Source organism: Paenibacillus sp. FSL H7-0350 (assembly GCF_038593195.1).
Lineage (GTDB): Bacteria > Bacillota > Bacilli > Paenibacillales > Paenibacillaceae > Paenibacillus_AQ.
This window is the reverse complement of record NZ_CP151972.1, coordinates 59,503-80,963: the sequence shown is the minus strand read 5'-3', so window position 1 is coordinate 80,963 and position 21,461 is coordinate 59,503. Positions and strand designations below refer to the sequence as shown.

The following is a 21,461-nucleotide window of genomic DNA, read 5'->3' as shown; positions in this document are numbered from 1 at the left end:
GCCGTCCTTAGGACGGTACCGTTTCAGCGAGAAATAGAAGGATAAGTTATCATGTGAAACATATAATTTCTTATATTTTGAAAAATCCCTTGCCCCGAGGGAATTTTTTCTCCGCTCTGTAAACGCGCGTTCACAATCGAAAGGAGACTTGTCTCTCATGAAATTCGGAACCTTTGACGACACCCGTAAAGAGTATGTAATCAACACCCCCAAAACACCTTATCCTTGGATTAACTACCTCGGCAACGAGCAGTTTTTCGGCCTAATCTCTAATACTGCCGGGGGTTACACCTTCTACCGCGATGCGCGGATGAGAAGACTTACCCGTTACCGGTATAACAATATTCCGCTGGATACCGGCGGCCGCTATTACTACCTGCACGATGGCGGGGACTTCTGGACTCCGGGCTGGATGCCGGTGAAGCGGGATCTCGATTTCTACGAATGCCGCCATGGTCTTGGTTACACCTCCATTACAGGAGAGCGTAACGGCATTTCTGTGAATCAGCTTGCTTTTGTACCGATGGGCCACAATGCGGAAGTCCACCGTCTGATTGTTAAGAACACGGGTGATGTGAAGAAGACTGTGAAGCTCTTCTCTTTTGCCGAGTTCTGTCTGTGGAATGCCAACGATGATATGACCAACTTCCAGCGTAACCTCAGCACCGGCGAAGTCGAAGTGAAGGATTCTGTCATTTATCACAAAACAGAATACCGCGAGCGCAGAAACCACTACGCCTTCTATTCTGTAAATAAGGAAATTTCCGGCTTCGATACGGACCGCGAATCCTTCGTGGGCATGTATAATGGTCTGGATGCTCCTCAGGCAGTTGCTGCCGGTGAGGCTACTAACTCTGTCGCCAGCGGCTGGTCGCCAATCGGCTCCCACGCACTTGACATCACGCTGGAGCCAGGCGAAGCCCAGAGCTTCATCTTCGTGCTCGGCTACATTGAGAACCCTGAGGATGAGAAATGGGAAGCCCTGAACGTTATCAACAAAAAGCCGGCTCAGGCTGTCATTGATCAGTTCGCTACAGACGCCCAGGTGGATGCTGCCCTCACGGTTCTGGCTGCGCACTGGGATAACCTGCTGTCGAAATACCAGATTAAGAGCGGTGACGACAAGCTGAACCGGATGGTGAACATCTGGAATCCGTACCAGTGTATGGTGACCTTCAACATGTCCCGTTCCGCTTCGTACTTCGAATCCGGAATTGGCCGCGGTATGGGCTTCCGCGACTCCAATCAGGACTTGCTTGGCTTCGTTCACCAGATTCCTGAGCGTGCCAGAGAACGGATTCTCGATATCGCCGCTACCCAGTTCCCTGACGGCAGCGCGTATCACCAGTACCAGCCGCTTACCAAGAAGGGCAACAACGAAGTCGGCTCCGGCTTCAACGATGATCCGCTCTGGCTAATCTCCGGTACAGCAGCTTATATTAAGGAGACCGGCGACTATTCGATTCTCGATGAGCAGGTTCCTTTTGACAGCAATCCGGATCACACTGCAACCTTGTTCGAGCATCTGAAGCTGAGCTTCGAGCATGTGACGAACAACCTCGGTCCTCACGGCCTGCCGCTGATCGGACGCGCGGACTGGAATGACTGTCTGAACCTGAACTGCTTCTCTACTGAACCGGGAGAATCGTTCCAGACCACGGAGAATATCGCAGGCGGCGTAGCGGAATCTGTGTTCATCGCAGGTCTGTTCGTCTTCGTTGGACCGGACTATGCCGAGATCTGCCGGATGCGCGGACTGGATGATGTAGCCGCTGACGCTGTGGCCAAGATTGAGAACATGAGTGCCATCACGTTGTCTCACGGCTTCGACGGCGACTGGTTCCTGCGCGCTTATGACCACTATGGTGACAAGATCGGCAGCAAGGAGAACGAAGAAGGCCAGATCTTCATCGAGCCGCAAGGCATGTGCGTTATGGCCGGAATCGGTGTAGAGAACGGTGAAGCGGCCCGCGCCCTGACTTCCGTGCAGGAACGTCTGGATACGGACTATGGTATCGTTTTGCAGCAGCCTCCGTATTCCAAATACTATGTGAACTTAGGTGAAATCTCCACGTACCCTCCGGGCTACAAAGAGAATGCCGGGATCTTCTGCCATAACAACCCGTGGATCATGATTGCAGAGACGGTCCTTGGACATGGCGACAGAGCTTTTGACATCTACCGCAAAATCGCTCCGGCCTACCTGGAGGACATCAGCGAAGTGCACCGTATGGAGCCTTACGTGTACTCCCAGATGATCGCCGGTAAAGATGCCGTACGTCACGGGGAAGCGAAAAACTCCTGGCTGACAGGTACAGCCGCATGGAACTATGTAGCGATCACCCAGTCTATCCTGGGGATTCAGGCAGACTTCGCCGGGCTCAAGGTTGACCCTTGTATCCCTGCGGAGTGGGACGGCTTCGAGATTACCCGCGTCTTCCGCGGCGACACTTATGTGATCTCAATCCAGAATCCTAACCATGTCTCCAAAGGCGTAGCCAGCCTGACCCTCGACGGCGCTGCCGTGGAAGGCAATATTATCGCTCCTGCGGGCGACGGTGCAGTACACCAGGTTGTAGTCACTCTCGGTTAATTATCTATCACTCCTATAAAAGCATAACAACCCGGTTGTCCGCCAAGGCGGTACAGCCGGGTTGTTTGTTTATGGACAGGCGGAACCCGGGGCAAGGATGCGGAACTGATGCAGCTCCCGGCAGTAGGATAACCCGCGAATCCGCACGGATTGCGGTGTGTAGGCTCTAATCGGGCCCGTCTCCAGCTGCTCCTCCGTCCCGCTCTTCAGCAATACTGCCACCGGCACCTCCGATAGTGCAGCAGCCAGCAGCTCCATATCAGTCTCCAGTATTTTATAGAAATCACCCATTTCAGACTTCACCTGCTTTATTGTCAATTGATTCGGGCAGAGCAGAAATTTTAGCTATTTTTTTCCAGATAGGCGCATAAAGATTAAGACATGCCTTAATTCCGGAGATGTTGACTATGAGATCCTTCCCAAGCTATGTGATTATTCTGCTGGCCAGCCTGCTGATTGCAACAGGAACAAACTTCTTCCTGGTCCCCTATAAAATCCTCGATGGAGGAATTATCGGCATTGCCCTCATTATTAATTATATCTCCGGCGCCAAAATCGGACTGTGCATTATGCTATGCAGTCTGCCTATCTTCCTGCTGGCCTGGTTCCGGCAACGGGAAATCTTTTACAACAGTATTCTGGGTCTGCTGGCTTCCTCCCTGCTGATCGAGCTGCTCTACCCGCTCCAGTATTATTTCCTGTACTATATTGAGCTGGGCTCCATTTCAAGCGCCATTATCGGCGGCTTCCTGATGGGCAGCGGACTCGGGCTGATGCTGCGGTTCAAAGCCAGTACAGGCGGAACAGACCTGCTGGCCAGATTCATCCAACGCTATCTTCCGCTGAATGTCGGCCTGATCATCTTCCTGACGGACTTCCTGATCATTGGGGCTGGTGGTATTCTGATCTCCAAGGAGACCTTTTTCCATTCGATTCTGACGATTATTGCAGGAGGGGTGGCTACAGGATTATGCACACTGGAGGAATAGCCGGTAAACATAATGCGGCAAGGAGCATGATTTCTGTACTATTGCTGATAAAAACCCGGGATTTGCCGGAAGCTATGGAATAAAGGTTGAAATTTTCAGACTTTCAGGCGACAATCGAATAGATAACATTCCCGGGGAGGATCAACGAAGTTGGATAGTACAAGCACGAATAACAATACTTCCACACATGACATTATCGATCTGTGCCTGCTGGCAGGCAAGATTATGCTGCAGAGCGGTGCAGAGACCTACCGTGTGGAGGATACCATGAGCCGGATGGCGGCGGCACTCGGCTTCCCCGGTGCGCATAGCTACGTCACGCCGACAGTCATTATGTTCACCACCAGCCGGACAGAGCCGGTGAAGCTGTTCCGGATTGCCGAACGGACAACAGACCTGCAAAAAGTATCCGAGGTGAATGACATCTCCAGGCGGCTGACCGAACGTCAGCTGACAGCCGCTGAAGCGCGGGAGCGTCTGGGCGTGGTCGATGACGCCGCCCATGCTTACCCGGTATGGGTACAGATCGCAGCGGCAGCCTTGACCGGAGCTTGCTTCACGGTCATGTTCAAGGGCAGCCTGCAGGATGCTCTGCCGTCGCTGCTGATTTCCGGTGCAGGCTTCGCAGCGGCCACTTATCTTCACCGCTTGGTGCAGATCCGCTTCTTCGCGGAATTCATTGCTTCCTTCATTATCGGACTGCTGGCCTTCTTCTCCGTCAAGTTCGGCGTAGGACGGGAGATGGACAAGATTATCATCGGCTGTGTAATGCCGCTCGTACCGGGGCTGCTCATCACCAATGCGGTCCGTGACCTGATGGCCGGTCACCTGGTATCCGGCATCTCCAAAGGGGCCGACGCCTTTCTGACTGCGTTCGCCATCGGGACCGGCATTGGGCTGGTCCTGTCGATTTTTTAACACCCATTTGAAAGAGGTCGTCCTGCCATGATTTTGCAATTGATCACCAGTTTCATCGCTGCCTCAACCTTCTGCATTCTATTCAATGCACCGGTGCGCGCGCTGCTGCAATGCGGCTTCGCCGGAATGATCGGCTGGATGCTGTACCTGCTGCTGGATTACAGTTCCGATACTGTCGTCGCAACCTTCGGTGCTACCGTTGTGGTCGGATTGATCAGCCAGTTTTTTGCGCGTTCCTTCAAGATGCCGGTCATAATCTTCAGTGTCGGCGGCATCATCCCGCTTGTGCCGGGCGGTCTTGCGTATGATGCCATGCGCAAGTTCGTGGAGAATGATAATAACCTTGGTATCCAGTTTGGGGTTCAGGCGCTCCTGTTGTCCGGAGCCATTGCGGCCGGTCTGGTGCTTAGCGAGGTGCTCGGACAGATGTTTTTGCGTATCAAGAAATTGCCCAAACAACCGTAACGCTCCATTCCACAGATAACAGCCTGAGCCTTCAGGCAGCACAGACAAGCCCGCTTGCCGCAAGGACCCCGGGTCCCTGCGGCAAGCGGGCTTTATACAAATATAAGAATTTATATGTTGCACACGATACATTATCCTTATATTTCTCGCTGAAACGGTACCGTCCTTAAAAGGACGGCAATGCCGTTTCCACTTGATCTGATCTTAATCCTCCCAGATGGAGGTTTCGAGCTGATCCACGAACCGCCGCAGCCTGCCGGCAATCTTAAGATTAATCGCCCCGTTCTGGTACATCTCCTGCACGGTATTCCGCTGCTCCTGAATTGCCTGCAGCTTCAGCTCCAGCTTGTCATCATCCAGTACGCCGTCATTACTCCAGCCTTCCCCCTGCACCAGCTTGGATTCCAGCCGTTCGTACTTGTCGATGACCTTCTGTGAGGCGAGCCGGTTCTCGTCACTCATTCCTGCACTAACGGCCGATACAGCCGCCTTGCACATCGCAATCTTCGCCGTCCGCGCACTTTCGGCATTCTGCAGGGCGAGCTGTCCTCCTTCTCCGCTGAACTTACCTGAGAACAGACCAGAGAACAGGCGCTGAATTTCTGTAACAGAGAATTTAATCTGTGTATTCAGGCGTTTGCACAGCAGAGACTCCGTATGGTCCAGCAGCTCCTCCATCTTCACGGCAACAGGCTCCGGTAGTGCCCCGTTCTCCATAATCCGCCGCAGCTCTGTGCGTTCGGCTTCGAGCGCGCTCTTGCGTGCCTCGACTCCCAGACGGAGGAACTGCTCATGGGCCGGGTCATGATCCGGTCTTGCAGCACACAGCCTATCAACCTTATCTGTGAATTCCAGCAGTACAGGCTGTGTTGAACGCTCCGGGCTCTCTGAGACCAGGCTTCGCAGCATCGACATCCCGGCGTCAATGACCACATTTCTAGCCGTCAGCTCCGCATTCCCGTGCACTACTCCGGCGTTCTGAACTATAGTCTCTTCACTGTCCGCAAGCAGCGGAAGGAAGATACTGGCGATGACCAGCGACATCAGAATCACACCTGCTGCCAGCGCAATAATGAGATCCCGCTCTGGAAAAGGTGTCACCCCGTCCCCAAGCACCAGCGGAATGGAGAAGGCACCCGCAAGGGTTACCGCTCCACGCACCCCTGAGATCGACGTAATAATCTGTGACTTGAGCGGAGCCTTCTCTGCCTTCAGCCGCTTGCTCTCCCATAAGGAGTACCCATAGACCCACAGAAACCGCAGCACAATCAGCAGCGCCGTGATCGCCAGAACATAGCCGGCCACCATGAAGTTATTCAGCGTCTGATCCCGGTAAATAACCTCAATCACATCCGGAACGGACACACCGAGAATCAGGAAGACCAGTCCGTTCAGCACCAGCAGCAGCACTGACCAGGTACTGGCGGATACCAGCTGAAGCTTATATTGCGGAGAGACTGCCCGGTCCTTCTCAATGGCGTACATAACTCCCCCTGCCACCACGGCCAGGATACCCGAGACCCCGATCTCCTCGCTGATCAGATAAATAATGAACGGGGTAAGGATCTGCAGCAGGACATGAATGGTCACATCCTCCATGCCGAATCTGCGGATGAACACGCTGAGCCGGATCAGCAGGAACGACAGCACTGCACCAAGCAGCAGTCCCCCTGCGGCAATCAGCACAAAGCTGAGCGAGGCCTTAGGCAGAGAGAACACGCCGGTAACCATGGCTGCAATCGCAAATTTAAAGGCGACGAGGCCGGAGGCATCGTTCATCAGCGATTCTCCTTCGAGAATCCGGTGGATGCTTTTGGGAAGATGAACCCTTCCAGCCAGCGCACTCACCGCTACCGCATCGGTAGGAGACAGAATAGCCGCCAGTGCGAAGGAGGCCGCCAGCGGAATCGAGGGAATCATCCAGTTAATCGCATAGCCCGCTACAAATACCGTAACAAACACAAGTCCCAGTGCCAGCAGCAGAATCGGTGCCCTAAGGTTCCACAGCTCACCGCGCGGTGTCCGCCGCCCGTCATTGAAGAGCAGCGGAGCGATGAATAATACAAAAAACAGCTCAGGCTCGAAGTGCATATGTATTCCCGTCGGAATGAGTGCAGCAATGATTCCAAGTCCTATCTGAATCAGGGGAACCGGGACAAACGGAATGAAGCGGTTCAAGATATTCGATACGGCGATTAATCCAAGCATTAACAGCACAGCCAGAAAAGTCTCCAAGCCCATCATCTCCCCGTCTGATAATCAATTATAATATTGCAATGACCCGGCTAACGTCAACAAACGGAAGGCACCGCGGAAATTACAATTCTCCGCCCGTACCTTCCGTTGCCTTATCATTCATGGCTTCCGCCGCTGGTCTAGCAGTAGATAGTAATTCGATGCTGTCTGTCCTGTTATTTTAGCGTTTCACTAGCAGCTGTATGCCTATATTCCACGGGTCCCTTAGAGTGACGATACCGCCCTCTTCTTCCACACGGTACCCGGCACGCTTCACACGATCAGCGACTTCATGCACATCCTGAATGTCCGGGAGCAGCAGTGTAAAATAATCAATGCCCGCCGCATTCGCCGGAGCCGCCGGAGCCCCCTTGCCAGCCCAGGTATTCAGTCCCATATGATGATGATAGCCTCCAGCCGAGATGAACATAGCCGCATCGCCGTAATGAGCGGTCACTGTGAATCCAAGCGCATCCACGTAGAATTTCTTGGCCTCTGCCAGATCGCCCACATGGAAGTGAACATGGCCCATTACAGTACCGGCAGGTAGCCCGGTCCAGCTCAGTCCTTCCGAGGCAGCGAGCAGACCATCCACATCCACCGGATCTGTAGTCATGACCACATTGCCTGTTGCTTCATACTTCCAGGTGTCACGGGGCCGGTCGCGGTACAGCTCGATGCCGTTATGATCAGGGTCCTCAATGTACAAGGCTTCGCTGACCAGGTGATCCCCCTGGCCCACCGATATCCCCGAGTCGATCAGATTGCGCAGCACCAGTCCCAGAGAGGGCCGGTCCGGCAGTAGAATCGCAAAATGGTACAGTCCGGCCACAGAGTTCCGGCGCAGCACCTGAGCCTGTTCAATCTCCCGCAGAACCAGCAGCACCTGCCGGCCGTCTGCCGTCAGCTCTGCCGTGCGCCCTTGCTGCCGCAGAATCTTCAGTCCGATCACATTCTGATAAAAGCTGAGCGAGCGCTCCAAATTACTTACGCGGATCTGTACAAGTCCAATTTCCAGTGCTTGCGGTAATATAGCTGTTGCTGTCATAGGAATCCCTCCTGAAATGAATATATGCTAATTCAAATACAATCTCCGGTGCATAATAACGGTTAGTGTTAACTGTTACTATCATCTCCATGCAAAGGTAATTTCAATTTCCGTTACATACTAACTTACTTAATAATAGTAGCATTCTATATGTTTGTCAATTACTTTTACAATACAGATCATGTCCAACAAAAAAGCCCAGCCAACAGGCCAGACTCCGAAGCAGTCATTCCGTTATTTAGGTTCACCAAAGATCTCTATCGATACATCCTGTGCAGTAATTATTAGTTCACTTGGCGGGGAATCCATCAGAACTCGTAGCTCGAACCCCTGCTCCGCGGCATAGATCTCGTCATACAGCCAATATTTCTTCTCAAGCGGTTCCGTCAAGTGCAGTCCGCTCACACCGCTGAACGTTAGCTTAATCTCACACTGGTAATGCATCGCCCCGCCGCAGTCCAGAATTATCTCAAGCACATTTTCTGCAGGCATGGCATAGGAGATTACTCTGGCATCATGCAGACTCTTCTCGGCTAATTGTACGGCGCCCTCCGGGAGTTCATTCTTAATGGTTTCGTACCCTTTCCGGTATTCCCTGAAAAGCGCTTGCAACCGTTCATCATATTCCCTGCCCCACTGCAAGGCCCGTTCCTTGAACTCAGACGCAGGATAGGTGGAATTTATCGTTCCGTCATGTATCGAGGCGTGGAAGTACCCGGGAAGATATTTCAGCAGATCTTTTTTCATATATTCCAGAAAATCCTTGGCCCGCTCCTCATAGCTGATCCCTTCCGCCACATGCCAGGCCACATCCTCCACCCAATCCTGCTCCGTCTCCGGGAAGACCATGAACCCGCGCACCTGCATTTCTTCATACCAGGGTATCGTGAAAAATTTCATTCTGCCGCTTCCTCCACTCTGTTGCGATCCTTAATTCCCGGCCAGCTTCTCCCCCATGTATACCCTGTGCTCCTGTGAAGCAGCCAGAACCCAGACGGTTAACTGCTGCTTATTGAACAGGAACTCATTATCTACCTTGAGATATGGGAGCTTCATCCCCTCGAAGGGTCCGTCATTGCGCAACATTGCATTCTCCGCCTTCATAATGTTCTTCACCTGATCTTCACTCAGACGCAGGAACTGTGCAGTCTCTGCAAGTGTCAATAACGGATGTTCCTCAGCTTGAGTTCCACTCTGCGCTCCGGCAGGTGTCAGCAGCTGCATCTCATAACCCGCCCTAATCCGATCACCGATTACGAAGCTGCTGGCAACCAGACACAGGCCCAGAATCAGAGCAGCTCCAAGAATGGTATATTGATTCTTCATGTACAGTATCTCCTTATATGTATGTTAGATTAATTCGCAGCCTTATACGTAAGGAGCCAACAGTCTCTCCATTCTCCTTCATGTAGTTCATGCTCCGGTAAAAGCTTGCTGCGGATAAACCCGTTTTTCTCGTAGACTCTAAGTGCCCGGTGATTCCAGCACTGCGGGTCCATGACAATCAGGTCTGCCTGCTCCGCTTCAATCAGATGCTTCACCATCCCGCCTACTAATAAGGAACCAATGCCCTGGTTCCAGCTCTGCGGCTCACCGATGAATTGATCCATACCGTAGACTTTTCCCATATACTCTGCGTAACCGTACTCTATTAGCTCTTCCCTTCCGACAGGATAGAACTGGATATAGCCTATGTCCCTGCCTTTGAACTGCACAATTGCCCGATGAATCTCCTCTTCCTCATGAATATAAAAAGTCGTCTGCACCAGCTCCTGATCATGCGGAAGGTCACGGCCCCCGTAATACTCCAGCACCTCCGGGTCCGAGAGCCACCTTACGAGCAGCGGCGCATCTTGCTGTTCCAGCCTGCGGACACTGAGGTCCCCGTTCTGAAAAAGAATCATTATGAGATCACTCCTTATATTCCTGTAGTCCTATCACATATGTGTCAGTCTAAACGATAGAAATTGCCGTGTAAAGTTAATACCAAGCCAGCAGCTCATCAATCAAAAAAGTGGCCCCGCCGGTAACCGGCAGGGCCAAAGTCTATTGTAAGGGGGTCATGGGTCTACTATACTGAGCGAAGCTTAAGGCCAGATGAAAAACACATAAAGGTTTAATGAAAATGAATGAATATATCTGGCAGCAAAAAGAAAGACCCTGCCGAGGCACGGCGGGGTCTTCCACAAATGGTTCCACTGGGGGGTGGAGAACTTCACTATACTCCCCGAACCTTAAAAAAACATAAAACGGGGCTGAAGGTTTCCTTAAATTTACTTGCATCAGAACCAGTCTCAAGCCACAGGAATCTGATGTACAATCTGGTCCAGGGTGACCTCCTGCAGCACATTCTCCATCGCCTTCTGGGCAAGAGAGAACACTGGAACAATAGCGCCTGCAATGTTCTTGCCTACCGGACACTCCGGGTTCGGATGCTCATGGACAGAGAACAGGGAGTCCTCTTCCACCGCATTCACCGCTTTGTAAATCTGCAGCAGCGTAATATCAGCTGCACTGCGGGCAAGCTTCGCTCCAGCCACACCGGGACGTACCTCCACAAGTCCTGCCTTATTAAGCATACCCGTTAGGCGGCGAATCACTACGGGGTTCGTATTCACGCTGCCGGCGATCCACTCGGAGGTGCTTTTGCCGTCTTTGTTGCTGTCGATTAAGGTTAGAATATGAATAGCCACCGCAAACCGCGTGCTAATGTTCATAACAATCACTCCTTCACACTGGCCGGAAAACTTCCGCCAGATGCAACTATAATAGTTACATTTCGAGCAATTGTCAATCCCGCGGGGAGTTTGCAGACAACAGAACACTATTCACTGTCATAAGCCTGCAATGCCACCGGCAGGGCCTGAATCACCACATTGCCTACCGCCGGAAGAGGCAGCAGCACTGCGCTGATAATCTCGTCACGGGTTGCGCCGAGCGCTTTGGCATGCTTGACATGGAAGGGAAGCCCGCTCTCCAGCCTAACCGCCGCGAGTACGGAAATATAGGCAATCTCCTCGGTTTTGGCATCCAGACTGCTTGCGGCATCCAGTTTCTTCACAATTTCGCCAAGGGCCTTCTGCTGCTCCGGCGCTTCCTTCATAAATGTCATAAAGGCATGACTGACTTGCGGTACATTATCCACTTTAATGAACCCTCCGATTTTGGAAAAAGATTCTTGCATCCCATATCATAACATCATCTTTAGTATGAGGGTTTCTTGCGTAATGCATACATTACAACTGTTAAATATTCCTATATATCTTCACGCACTGGTTAGAATAATCGGCTTGCCCTTGGTGACCACAATGGTATGCTCAAACTGGGCCACACGGCTGTTGTCGGCAACGCTGAGCGTCCAACCATCCGGCTGCTGCTCTACAAAATCAGTGCCTGTGGACAGAAACGGCTCGATGGTAATGACCTGGCCTTCTTTGAGCACGGTCGTCACACGCGGATTATAGAAGGGCAGAATCTCAAACGGCTTCTCATGCAACGCTTTGCCGATGCCGTGGCTGCACAGGTTACGCACTACTTTATAGCCGCGCTTCCGTGCTTCCGACTCCATAACCCGGCCGATCTCGTTAACCTTCATACCCGCCCGGAGATGATTAATCACGCTCATCATAGTCTCTTCCGTACTCCGGCAGAGGTGAACCAGCTTCTCATTATAAGGAGGCAGCTGAAACGATACCCCGGCATCGCCAAAATAACCGTTCAGCTCGGCAGAGACATCAATATTGATCAGATCTCCGGCCTGAATGACGCGTTGTCCCGGAATTCCATGCGCCACCTCTTCATTCACACTGATACAGGTCGTTCCAGGGAAGTTGTAGGTTACCTTTGGAGCAGATTTTGCGCCAAAATGGTTCAGAATCTTCGCACCCACTTCATCCAGCTCCGCAGTCGTCATTCCGGGAACTACACTTTTCTTCATCTCCGCGATGGTGTGGCCTACCACTGCACCCGCCGCTTTCAGTCCTTGCATATCCTGGAGCGTCTCGCTCGTCATTCTATCCACTATCCTCTCGTATTCGAAAGCTCCCCGATTCTTCATCCTGTGCAGCCCGGCACCTAATGGTTCCAGCGTCTCTACTTGGCAGCCTCCTGAAAAGCAGATCCATCCCAGCGATAGGTTGTCTCCACCTGCTTCCCAAGCGAATTAATATATTGCTTCAGCTTGAATACTGAACCGTGGCCCGAACCATATTGGCCTATTGTAAAGTCGGGATTGCCGTCCCCGTTGTAATCCACGAACTGAATCTGGAACAGATCGCCGAACCGCAGCTCTCCGGTGAAATGCCGGCTCAGCGCAAACGTTCCGATGGCCTCGCCCTGTTCATCAGTAAGAAGCAGCCGGAATTGCCCGCTCCAGCTCCGCCCTGCCAGAGGAGAAGGAACAGACCAGTCCTCCTCCGTTGAAGATCAGCTTGTGCAGCTTGTCGGCATTACTGGCGGATACGGTATACCCCGTCCCGCTGCGCTCAGCAGACAGCAGAAGTCCGCTGTTCCCTTCCTCCCGGCCCAGACCCAGAATGTAATCTTCTGTATAGCCGTCATCGTAGACCAGCTTCATGCGGAAATCTGCATCATAATCCAGTTCGCCGGCAATACGCTTGCTTGAATTCACGGCCGCAGCCATCGTCTGGATGAACTCCTCATCACTGAATCTCTTGGATTCAAAAGGAGCCCTCTCTGTAATAGAACAACCAGAAGGGCAGGCAGAATCAGCAGCAACCGCCTAATGGGTTCCACCTCCAAATCTTATGTATCTTCTAAGTATAACAGTCTTACTACGCAGAGTGAAATGAACGCCTCCTTCCTGCCGTTCAGCAGCAAGGCGTCTGTCAGGCAGACGTCAAAAAACCGGCCCCCGCAGACGCTGGAACCGGTGAGTACGGTGATCTCAATAGGCAATAATTGCGCGGCTCAATCTCCCGCTGAACTCCACTTTAGCTTATTGCACCTACGGCCTTCATCCAGGCATCGGCGATTAAGGCATGTCCCGCAGGCGAAGGGTGCACGCCATCCGCCGCCCAGTAGGCAGGTTCAGCCTTGACGGATGCCGCTGCGAACAGACCATCCAACGGCACGAGTACAGCGCCGTATTCACGGGCCAGCTCACGAACTACGTGAATTTTGGGGTCCAAGTCCTGACGCCAGCCCTTGCGGTCTACCGGCACCGGCAATACGAACGGCTCTACCAGCACCAGCTTGGCATCCAGATGCTGCTTGGTCCGTTCAATCAGATCACGGTAGGACGACTCGAATTCAGCCGCTGTAGTCTCCTGCCCGGAATCATACCACCGCCAGGTATCATTTATTCCAATATAAATAGATACCCAGGTTGGCTTCAGCCCAAGACAATCCCTCTCCCAGCGCTCCTGCAGGTCGACCGCCCGGTTGCCGCTGACTCCGCGGTTCAGGAACGTAAGATTCTTCTCTGCATACTGAAGGCCAAGCCGGGCGCCCGCCATCAGCGCGTAACCTACACCCAGCGAAGAGGCATCGGCGTAATTGCGTCCACAATCCGTGATGCTATCCCCCTGGAACAGGATGATATCGTTCTTTTGAAATGGCATGCCTGAAATCCTCCTATGAAAATATCTGTATTATGTAAACATGATCATTATAGCAAATAGATTTTCCTGCGGACACGTTTTAATTGAAAATTATTCCTTATTTTAAATCAGAAAACCCCCTAAGACTGCCATATGACAGCCCTAGGGGGATCTTAGGATAAGAGATTAATAGGCCAGACTGAACAAGCCATGGATATGAGTCAAGTAACGGATATTGCTGGCTTCCTTCATCAGTGTAGCCGGCAGCCCCTTCAGCGGAGTGGAGTTACCGCCGACAATGGCTACCCCGTCTTTGCGTCCTAGGCTGGCGAGTGTGCCGGAATTGACCGGGCTGAAGGCTTCCTGCGGTTTATCATTAAGATGAGCGAACAGATTGTAGCCGATCAGCTCACCCATCTGCCAGGCGATCTGTGCCGTCGGCGGATAAGGACGGCCATCCGGTGCAAAGACAACAGCGCTGTCTCCGGCTACAAATACATTAGGGTGCGAAGTGGACTGCAGGAACTCATTCACCGTGGCCCGGCCGCGGTTGACTTCAAGACCAGATTCGCCAACCAGCGGATTGCCCTGTACCCCGCCGGTCCAGACGAAGGTGTTCGCCACAATCTGCTGCCCATCCTTCAGATCAATCGTATTGTCGGCCACCTTCGTAACCGGAAGACCGGTCAGGAACTGCACCCCGCGCTTCTCCAGACTGGCTGTAGCGCGCTCAATCAGATGATCCGGCAGGACGGGGAGAATCTTCGGACCCGCTTCAACGAGCAGAAGCTTGATCTCAGCAGGATTCACTCCATATTGCTTCGTCAGCTTGGGCAGAATGTCGGCGATTTCGCCTACCAGCTCTACCCCGGTCAATCCGCCGCCTCCGATCAGAATCGTAGCATCTGCTGCGTTGCGGGTTTTGGAATAGTCACGAATCCGGTCTTCAATATGCCGGCGAATCCGGAGCGCATCTGCTGCTGATTTCAGCACCATGCTGTACTCTTCAAGTCCCGGAATACCAAAGTATGCTGTCGTGCTGCCCAGACCGACAACGAGAGCATCATAAGTCAGCATGACGCCGTCCGAGAGAATAATCTGCTTGTTCTCTGCGGAGAACGAATTGACCTTGGCGATTTTCAGATCAATATCTTTACCGGCGAACAGCTTCGCCAGCGGCATGGCAACCGCCTGTTCAGACGCACTGCCCGCTGCAAGCCGGTGCAATTCCGTAATAATCTGGTGAGTCGGATACTGATTGACTACCGTAATTTTGGCTTCCGCTTTGCTCATATATTTACGAACGGTTAAGGCACTTAGCAAGCCGCCGTAGCCTGCACCTAGAATCACTATATGTTTTGACATGATCATTCCTCCATCATTAAGTATTACGGGCTTATTTGCCCGATTGACGTTCACCGCTGACCTGTAGATAAGCATTCATGAACCGGAGAGCCTTCTGCACCTGCGGGTCCTTGATCATCTTCATCATGCCGAACAGGCTGATGGTTTCACTGCTTGCATCCGCGCGGTCTTTCGCTTCAATGACAGTAGCCGCCAGATTCTTGGCAGTGCCCACCACAGGACCCGCCATTTCCTTGATCGCACCGACTGTATCATTCTTAAGTACTTCATCCGTGGCAACCGACTGCACAAAATCTAGTGATTTGGACAATACACTGACCATTTGTGTGATCTGCGGCAACTGCTCGACCAGTGCCATCAGAGATTGCTGAACCTCCGGCTTCAAAAGCTCTTTCAGCACATCCTCTTTGGGAAGGGCAGCTTCTGGTATTTCTTGTTCAGGAAGATTTTGGGTAACGGTTTCTGACATATCGAAGTCTCCTTTTACAAATCGTATTCTTGCATAATGACATCCAAGTGAAACTATGTGACTATTATAACACTCTATTTGTTATTATTGTCACAATCTTTTTGTCTTTTCAACCTATTTTTGTGATTATTATCACTTCCTTATCGATTTTATCGAACTCAGTTATTTAATCAGGTTAAATTTACAAATTATTATGTATTTGCTCATTGACGTATGCAAAGAGTCGTGATATCTTAAGCAAGTAACTTAATGTAAGTTTATTAATTAATATTAGCAATTAATTTTAACTAAGCAGCATACATAATTAGATGGAGGTAATGATTTATGAGTACTTTTTCCGAATTGGTGCAATCCCGCAGATCGGCTAATAATTTCGTGGAAGGTGTTACCATCCCGCAGAGTGAGCTCGAAGAGATGTTCTCCCTGGCCCGTTTGGCTCCCTCAGCTTATAATCTTCAGCACGCCCATTACAAGGTGATCAGCGATGACAGCGTGAAGGAAGCCATCCGCAAGGACGCGTATGGTCAATACAAGATCCACACCGCATCGGCTGTTATTGTGGTACTGGGTGACAAGAATGCCTATCTGCAGGCTCCTGAAATCTATAGCGGGCTTAAGCTGCTGGGAGCGATGAGCGAGGATGCTTACGAGCAAACCATTCAATCCATCAACGATGCTTATACCGGGAATGATGCGTTCCAGCGGGATGAAGCGATCCGCAATGCTTCTCTGTCGGCGATGCAATTCATGCTGATTGCCAAGGATAAGGGCTGGGATACCTGCCCGATGATCGGCTTCGATCCGGAGGCAGTGAAGGCTACACTCGGTCTCGGCGACCATATGGTTCCGGTGATGCTGATTACGATCGGCAAGGATAACCAGCACAAGATCAGACCGCGCGGCTACCGCAAGCCGGTTAATGAGTTTGTTGAATTTATCTAATAAAAAGGGTCTTCCGGCTAATCTGCCGAAAGACCCTTATCTATATCATCCTGACGTATTCCTAATCCGTACTCACCGCGCATACTGCAAAATCGCCACAGCCGCACGCTCTTGCCGCTCCACATCCGTGCTGTATAGAGCCGCCTTCAGGATAGCTAGCGCCTGCGCTACTGTAGCTTCATCCACCTGAACGCAGCAGGCCCCGGCGGCACTCCCGCCATCCCCTGCCTGATTCCCCAGCCACAGATCGATTCGGGCTGCGGGCAGCACTCCTGAATAAGCAGTTATTCTGCTGTCAGAAGCAAGCAGCTCTGCTGCAGCCAGATTAACCGCAGCAAAAGGCAGACTCTTCAGCCAGGTGACACCGCGCCGGTGGGCTGTACTATCCTCAGTGCCGCTGTGCCGGGTATCATAGAAGTAATCGCCAAGGTCCCCGAGATACACCCACTCTTCATCGGCGATCAGCACATAATCCCCATCCTGCATCGCATTGACGAAGATATCCAGGGTATGAGTTGCGACCTCCAGCTCATGCCCGTGATAGCCTGCGGCAGCCAGCTTGCTGCTGATCTCTTCTCTGCTATGCTGCTCCAGATCACCCGTACCGGGATAACCCGCACATATATAATTATCCTCCAAAAAGGATTTCAGCAGCCCGCTGCCGAGTTCCTCAAGCTTCACTCCATACAAGCTCATTTCCGTATCCTTTCCCTCCAGGCAAAGCTGCCGGAGTCTACGCAGCATTGAAACCATCCTTTTCATTATACAGTAAAGGCAGTGGGATTTGAATTCAGCAGATTCTAAGGAAAACGTAGAATAATAGCGCTTACAATACCTTTTCCCAATTAGAAAGTGCAAATTTAAAAATTTCGGCTTTTTACTATTCTCCGTTCGGACGGTATAATTCAGGTATCAGCTCAAGGAAACAGACACTGCAGGAAGAACGTTAGCCAGGACAGAATCTCCGGCAGCTAATCTTAAGCAGCGCTCCACCTTGTGACTGAGACTATATCTTTGATCCTGACATTCCCGCCTTAAGTGAGTCCCTACACGAAACGGTATGAGCTTCTTAAAGCTCACTGGCTTCACAATCCCATCCTATCGTGGTAAGCGGATCAGTTGAGATCAGTTTGAATGTGCAGGATAGGCAAATATACTGCCGCCTCGGACCATTTCTACCCGGCTGAGAACAAAGGATAGGATAAGGAGTCTGAGACTAACATGGGTATAGTGGTAACAATATAAACCTCTATTGTTGATGTACTGATCAACGATAGAGGTTTATATGTGTTCAATGCCCTAGACTAAAAACTGGCAGCCCATGCAATTGTGCATGGGCTGCCGTTCATTCTACAAAGGCTCAATCCCCCATACCAGACTGCCGGAGATGTAAGCCGGCAGCTTGGCCCAATCCGCAGGAGCTGTGCCCGCTGGATTGAAGGAATAATCGCCGGTCTGGGAGTAATTGCTCCAATCTGCCTTGGAGGCCCGCATCTGAATATCGATACTGGCTCCCGGAGCAAGCGAGCCTGCTGCTGCTGTGAAGCCCAGCTCCAGGTAATGGTCCGCGCCGCTCAAGGCTGCTGGCAGCTTCACGAACGTCCCTGTCACATTGGCGCTCCCTACCTGGGACCAGTCACAGAAGAAATTCTGGGCTTGCTCGCCATCACTGGTGTAATAATATCTGAGCTTCACATCAGCGAGGGAGACCGCAGCAGTACCGGTATTCACCAGCTTGATCCGCGGGCTGAGGGCATTGACAGCATTAGCGGTGCTGCTATTGAACATCTGGACCTTCAGACCGCCGTCCACCGGCGTTGTCGTATCTGTCACCATGACCGCCAGGCTCTGCGGTGCGCCTGCACTGAACTGGAAGCTCAGCGTGGTTGTTCCCACAGCCTGTGCTGCCAGATAGGCCTTGCGGATCGTTACAACCGATCCGCTCACTGTATAATCCGTTCCGGCGGTTAATACTGCCGGGCCGTTTTTAATAGAAGTTAAAGTATTCCCGTTCAAGGTCATCGCTATTTCGATGTCGCTCTGATTACCCGTCTTCTTGTCGAAGCTGGCAGTGACTGGTGTGAGGGTTGAATCATTAGCCGTTGATGTCGTATCTGCCACCGTAACCGTTAAGGTCTTCGCAGCTCCGGCACTGAAATGGAAGGTTAGGGTTGTTGCTCCGATGGGCTGTGCTGCCAGATAAGCCTTATGAATCGTTACCGTTGAACCGCTGACTGTATAATCCGTGCCAGCAGTTAGTGCAGTTGCTCCATTGGTTATGGAATCCAGAGTATTTCCGTTCAGGGTCATTGCCACTTCAACGTCGCTCTGATTCCCCGTCTTCTTATCGAAGCTGGCAGTGACCGGCGTAATGACGGAGCCTGCTGCCGGAGGGTTCACCGGATCAGCATATAAAGTCCCGCGGCCATTGGTTCCGAGATAGACACGGCCATAGACGCGCGGATCTCCGGTAATCGCCATATTAATTCTGGCATACTGATGATTATCATCATTAATCCGCACCCAGCTGGCTCCGGCGTCATCCGAACGGAAGACTCCTCTAACACCATCAATCTGGGCTACCGTATAGAGTGCCATGTAATTCTCACCCGGCGCAGCCTTACCGAACCCGATCAGGTCCGCTTCTTCCACATTGCTCAGCTTCGTGAAGCTGGCACCTGAGTTGGTAGAATGCCATATGCCATACTTATCCTGCGGATGTCCTCCGGCAAACCAGATATCGCCTTCCACGCCCGGCATGGCCTTCAGGCTCACTTGCGCTTGGCTCGGCTGCAGGCCGTTCACGTTATTGGCTGGCAAGCCAGTCGCCGCCGTAGCTGTGAAGGTGGCTCCGCTATTCGTACTGACATAGAGCTTGCCCTCATAGAAACCATAGAATTTATTCGGATTCACCCGGTCGGATGCTATCTTCGCTCCGGCGGGGATTCCGCTGCTCGCCGTCCAGGAGTTGCCGCCTGTTTTGGAATAATAGACCCCGATGTCTGACGTACTCCATAAAAGCGCATTGCCGCTCGCAGATACAGCTACCTGGCCTTGCCCAACCGTGGTTGTCCCTCCGTTCGAGGGTTCCGCATTGGGCATATACCAGTTCTTGCCGTTGTCATTCGAGATCCCGATTGACTTGCTGTTCGGATATTTCTCTTTGTCCACACCGCCGACACGGACGACATAGGCCGGGTCCAGCTCTGCATAATCGATGCTGTTCGTGCTGGCCCAGGAAGGGCTGGTCTGGAACTTGACGGGTGCCGCTGTCAGATCCTCATACCGGAAGCCGGACACATCACCAAGTGCAGTAATCAGGTGGGCACCCGCCGGCGGGCTGATCAGCCCGAGCACTGCGGTCTCTTCTACCCCTTTGGCCATCACGGATATGTTGACCTTGCCGCCGGTGTCCCAGGCTCCGAGGTTATTCGTACCGTAGATCGTAGCACCCGTGCCGTACATCATCCGGTCCGAGTTGAACGGGTCAATCTCAAGGTCCCCCATCATCCAGCCCATCTTCGGTGCAGGATCAAGTGAGCTCGAAGTCAGCCCAAGATTAAGCCACGGCGCCGCTGTGATATCCATCTCGAACTTGTAGTTGCGCTCCGGATAGAAGCCCCAATCCCAGATCCGGCTCCAGGTCTCTCCGCCATCCTTACTGCGGAAGATCACCTCGTCCGGCCACCAGGCATTGAGGCTGGCGACCATAAGCGTATTCGGATGCTGGGCATCCAGCGCAAGTCCCCCGAAGCCGTAGAAGTTGTCAGCTCCGGTCGACGGGCTGATATTTTTCCAGACGCCGCTGGTTGTGTTATACTTCCAGACTTCACCCTTGCGTCCGTCATACGGCCCGACCCCGTCACTGTAGGTAAGGTACAGATCGCCGGTTGCCGACAGCTCCCCATGATGCGGAAGCAGGCCTACCGGCTGACCCGGCAGCGCCGACCAGGTTGCTCCTCCATCTGTACTGCGGAACACACTTTTGGCGGTATCCGCGACGCCGACATAGATGGTCTGGGTAGCTTGTCCGGCAGAGCCCGTGCTTTTATCAAAAGTAATCCAGGACAAGCCCACGATATCACTCTGATACTCATTCGCCGGATTCTGGACATACGTCCCTACGTTAGTGAAGGAGGTAACCTTAGACCAGGTCACGCCGGAGTCCACACTCTTCCACAGACCGTTCCCGCTACGCGCCCCAAAGAACAGAATGCTGTTCTTATTCGGGTCAATCACCAGCCGTTCCCCGGCTGAACGTCCAGGCATATTACCGCCAACCTTGAAGGGAAGCGCCGTAGACTGCCAGGTATCCCCACGGTCGCTGGAACGCATAATTTGACCATTGCCATCCCAGGAATTCGTGTACGTCCCGGTTGCCATATACACCTTATTCGGATCAACCGGATCGGTAGCCAGCGCGTCTACGCCGTTCTTGTTCCAGTCCACCCAGCCGACCGAGTCATTCAGCGGAATCCAGCTACCGTCCGCCTCATTCCAGCGGTAAGCCCCGCCAATATCCGTCCGCGCATAGATCAGATTCGGTTCCGTCTGGTTGAAAATAATCCCCGGCACAAAACCGCCGCCCGCACCGGTAACCACACTGTTCCAGCTGTAGTCTTCACTGGCTGCGGCATGGGTTACAGCGGGAGCAACGTTAAACAAAGAGCCTGACATCGCTGTCAGCAGGACGAGTATTCCTAGTCTACGGATACGTTTTCGACTCATGATCCTTACCTCCCCAAGCATACTTTGGTAACGCTTCCATTATAGAGCGGATTTCGCCCGTGCTGTGAGAGAAAACGGTTGATTCTGCGGGAATTTTGTCAGCAATTAGCGCACCATTTTCACACTTGACGAAATTGGGGATTTGGGT

The 21,461-nt window shown here is 52.4% G+C and carries 22 protein-coding genes; 5 read left to right on the top strand and 17 right to left on the bottom strand.

The annotated features are described in order from the left end of the window. The first annotated feature begins 157 nt into the window (after window positions 1-157). Complete coding sequence (locus tag NYE24_RS00425; RefSeq protein ID WP_342477765.1) at window positions 158-2,593, top strand: glycosyl transferase; 2,436 nt, start codon at window positions 158-160, stop codon at window positions 2,591-2,593. 69 nt (window positions 2,594-2,662) lie between these two features. Here the strand turns inward: NYE24_RS00425 and NYE24_RS00420 are convergent, their stop codons facing one another. After that, on the bottom strand, window positions 2,663-2,911 hold the full coding sequence (locus tag NYE24_RS00420) for a hypothetical protein (protein ID WP_342477764.1): 249 nt from the start codon (window positions 2,909-2,911) through the stop codon (window positions 2,663-2,665). Window positions 2,912-3,000: 89 nt separating this feature from the next. Here NYE24_RS00420 and NYE24_RS00415 point away from each other — a divergent pair, with 89 nt between their 5' ends. The 3 genes from NYE24_RS00415 (at window position 3,001) to NYE24_RS00405 (ending at window position 4,965) form a co-directional block, all read left to right on the top strand. Further along, the gene (locus tag NYE24_RS00415; protein WP_036695050.1) at window positions 3,001-3,582 is read left to right on the top strand and encodes a YitT family protein; all 582 of its coding nucleotides are present in this window, start codon (window positions 3,001-3,003) and stop codon (window positions 3,580-3,582) included. Window positions 3,583-3,732: 150 nt separating this feature from the next. Next, on the top strand, window positions 3,733-4,500 hold the full coding sequence (locus NYE24_RS00410) for a threonine/serine exporter family protein (RefSeq protein ID WP_036695051.1): 768 nt from the start codon (window positions 3,733-3,735) through the stop codon (window positions 4,498-4,500). A gap of 27 nt (window positions 4,501-4,527) precedes the next feature. Further along, window positions 4,528-4,965, top strand: a complete 438-nt coding sequence (locus tag NYE24_RS00405) for a threonine/serine exporter family protein (protein ID WP_036695052.1) — start codon at window positions 4,528-4,530, stop codon at window positions 4,963-4,965. 204 nt (window positions 4,966-5,169) lie between these two features. Here the strand turns inward: NYE24_RS00405 and NYE24_RS00400 are convergent, their stop codons facing one another. From NYE24_RS00400 to NYE24_RS00335, 14 genes are all read right to left on the bottom strand, one after another. Next, the gene (locus NYE24_RS00400; RefSeq protein WP_076154646.1) at window positions 5,170-7,200 is read right to left on the bottom strand and encodes a Na+/H+ antiporter; all 2,031 of its coding nucleotides are present in this window, start codon (window positions 7,198-7,200) and stop codon (window positions 5,170-5,172) included. Window positions 7,201-7,381: 181 nt separating this feature from the next. After that, entirely contained in the window at window positions 7,382-8,248 is an 867-nt protein-coding gene (locus tag NYE24_RS00395; RefSeq protein WP_036695054.1) for a VOC family protein, read from the bottom strand. Window positions 8,249-8,482: 234 nt separating this feature from the next. Beyond that, window positions 8,483-9,148: a DUF4085 family protein gene (locus tag NYE24_RS00390; protein WP_342477763.1), complete on the bottom strand. Its 666-nt coding sequence runs from the start codon at window positions 9,146-9,148 to the stop codon at window positions 8,483-8,485. Window positions 9,149-9,178: 30 nt separating this feature from the next. Further along, the gene (locus NYE24_RS00385; RefSeq protein ID WP_036695056.1) at window positions 9,179-9,574 is read right to left on the bottom strand and encodes a hypothetical protein; all 396 of its coding nucleotides are present in this window, start codon (window positions 9,572-9,574) and stop codon (window positions 9,179-9,181) included. Between the two features lie 29 nt (window positions 9,575-9,603). After that, window positions 9,604-10,152 carry a GNAT family N-acetyltransferase gene (locus tag NYE24_RS00380; RefSeq protein ID WP_036695057.1) on the bottom strand — a complete coding sequence of 183 codons (549 nt, stop codon included), beginning with the start codon at window positions 10,150-10,152 and terminating at the stop codon, window positions 9,604-9,606. Between the two features lie 390 nt (window positions 10,153-10,542). Further along, window positions 10,543-10,965 carry an Rrf2 family transcriptional regulator gene (locus NYE24_RS00375; protein WP_036695058.1) on the bottom strand — a complete coding sequence of 141 codons (423 nt, stop codon included), beginning with the start codon at window positions 10,963-10,965 and terminating at the stop codon, window positions 10,543-10,545. Window positions 10,966-11,072: 107 nt separating this feature from the next. Then, entirely contained in the window at window positions 11,073-11,432 is a 360-nt protein-coding gene (locus tag NYE24_RS00370) for a carboxymuconolactone decarboxylase family protein (protein WP_051493478.1), read from the bottom strand. Between the two features lie 81 nt (window positions 11,433-11,513). Next, on the bottom strand, window positions 11,514-12,260 hold the full coding sequence (gene map, locus NYE24_RS00365) for a type I methionyl aminopeptidase (RefSeq protein ID WP_036695059.1): 747 nt from the start codon (window positions 12,258-12,260) through the stop codon (window positions 11,514-11,516). Window positions 12,261-12,340: 80 nt separating this feature from the next. Beyond that, a complete protein-coding gene (locus NYE24_RS00360) occupies window positions 12,341-12,502 on the bottom strand; it encodes a hypothetical protein (RefSeq protein ID WP_156949628.1) in 162 nt (53 codons plus the stop codon). Window positions 12,503-12,590: 88 nt separating this feature from the next. After that, window positions 12,591-12,890 (bottom strand): hypothetical protein, encoded by a 300-nt coding sequence (locus tag NYE24_RS00355; protein ID WP_036695060.1) that lies wholly within the window; start codon window positions 12,888-12,890, stop codon window positions 12,591-12,593. A gap of 122 nt (window positions 12,891-13,012) precedes the next feature. Continuing rightward, window positions 13,013-13,165 (bottom strand): hypothetical protein, encoded by a 153-nt coding sequence (locus NYE24_RS00350; RefSeq protein ID WP_342477762.1) that lies wholly within the window; start codon window positions 13,163-13,165, stop codon window positions 13,013-13,015. A gap of 35 nt (window positions 13,166-13,200) precedes the next feature. Continuing rightward, a complete protein-coding gene (locus NYE24_RS00345) occupies window positions 13,201-13,830 on the bottom strand; it encodes an SGNH/GDSL hydrolase family protein (RefSeq protein WP_036695061.1) in 630 nt (209 codons plus the stop codon). Window positions 13,831-13,995: 165 nt separating this feature from the next. Next, window positions 13,996-15,174 carry an NAD(P)/FAD-dependent oxidoreductase gene (locus NYE24_RS00340; RefSeq protein WP_036695062.1) on the bottom strand — a complete coding sequence of 393 codons (1,179 nt, stop codon included), beginning with the start codon at window positions 15,172-15,174 and terminating at the stop codon, window positions 13,996-13,998. 31 nt (window positions 15,175-15,205) lie between these two features. Beyond that, entirely contained in the window at window positions 15,206-15,643 is a 438-nt protein-coding gene (locus NYE24_RS00335) for a DUF1641 domain-containing protein (protein WP_036695063.1), read from the bottom strand. 324 nt (window positions 15,644-15,967) lie between these two features. On the opposite strand from NYE24_RS00335, the gene NYE24_RS00330 reads away from it, so the two are divergent. Then, on the top strand, window positions 15,968-16,585 hold the full coding sequence (locus NYE24_RS00330; RefSeq protein ID WP_036695064.1) for a nitroreductase family protein: 618 nt from the start codon (window positions 15,968-15,970) through the stop codon (window positions 16,583-16,585). A 72-nt stretch (window positions 16,586-16,657) separates the two neighbouring features. On the opposite strand, the gene NYE24_RS00325 is transcribed toward NYE24_RS00330, so the two are convergent. After that, the gene (locus NYE24_RS00325; RefSeq protein WP_342477761.1) at window positions 16,658-17,329 is read right to left on the bottom strand and encodes a hypothetical protein; all 672 of its coding nucleotides are present in this window, start codon (window positions 17,327-17,329) and stop codon (window positions 16,658-16,660) included. Window positions 17,330-17,935: 606 nt separating this feature from the next. Then, the gene (locus NYE24_RS00320) at window positions 17,936-21,313 is read right to left on the bottom strand and encodes a X2-like carbohydrate binding domain-containing protein (RefSeq protein WP_342477760.1); all 3,378 of its coding nucleotides are present in this window, start codon (window positions 21,311-21,313) and stop codon (window positions 17,936-17,938) included. Window positions 21,314-21,461 lie beyond the last annotated feature (148 nt).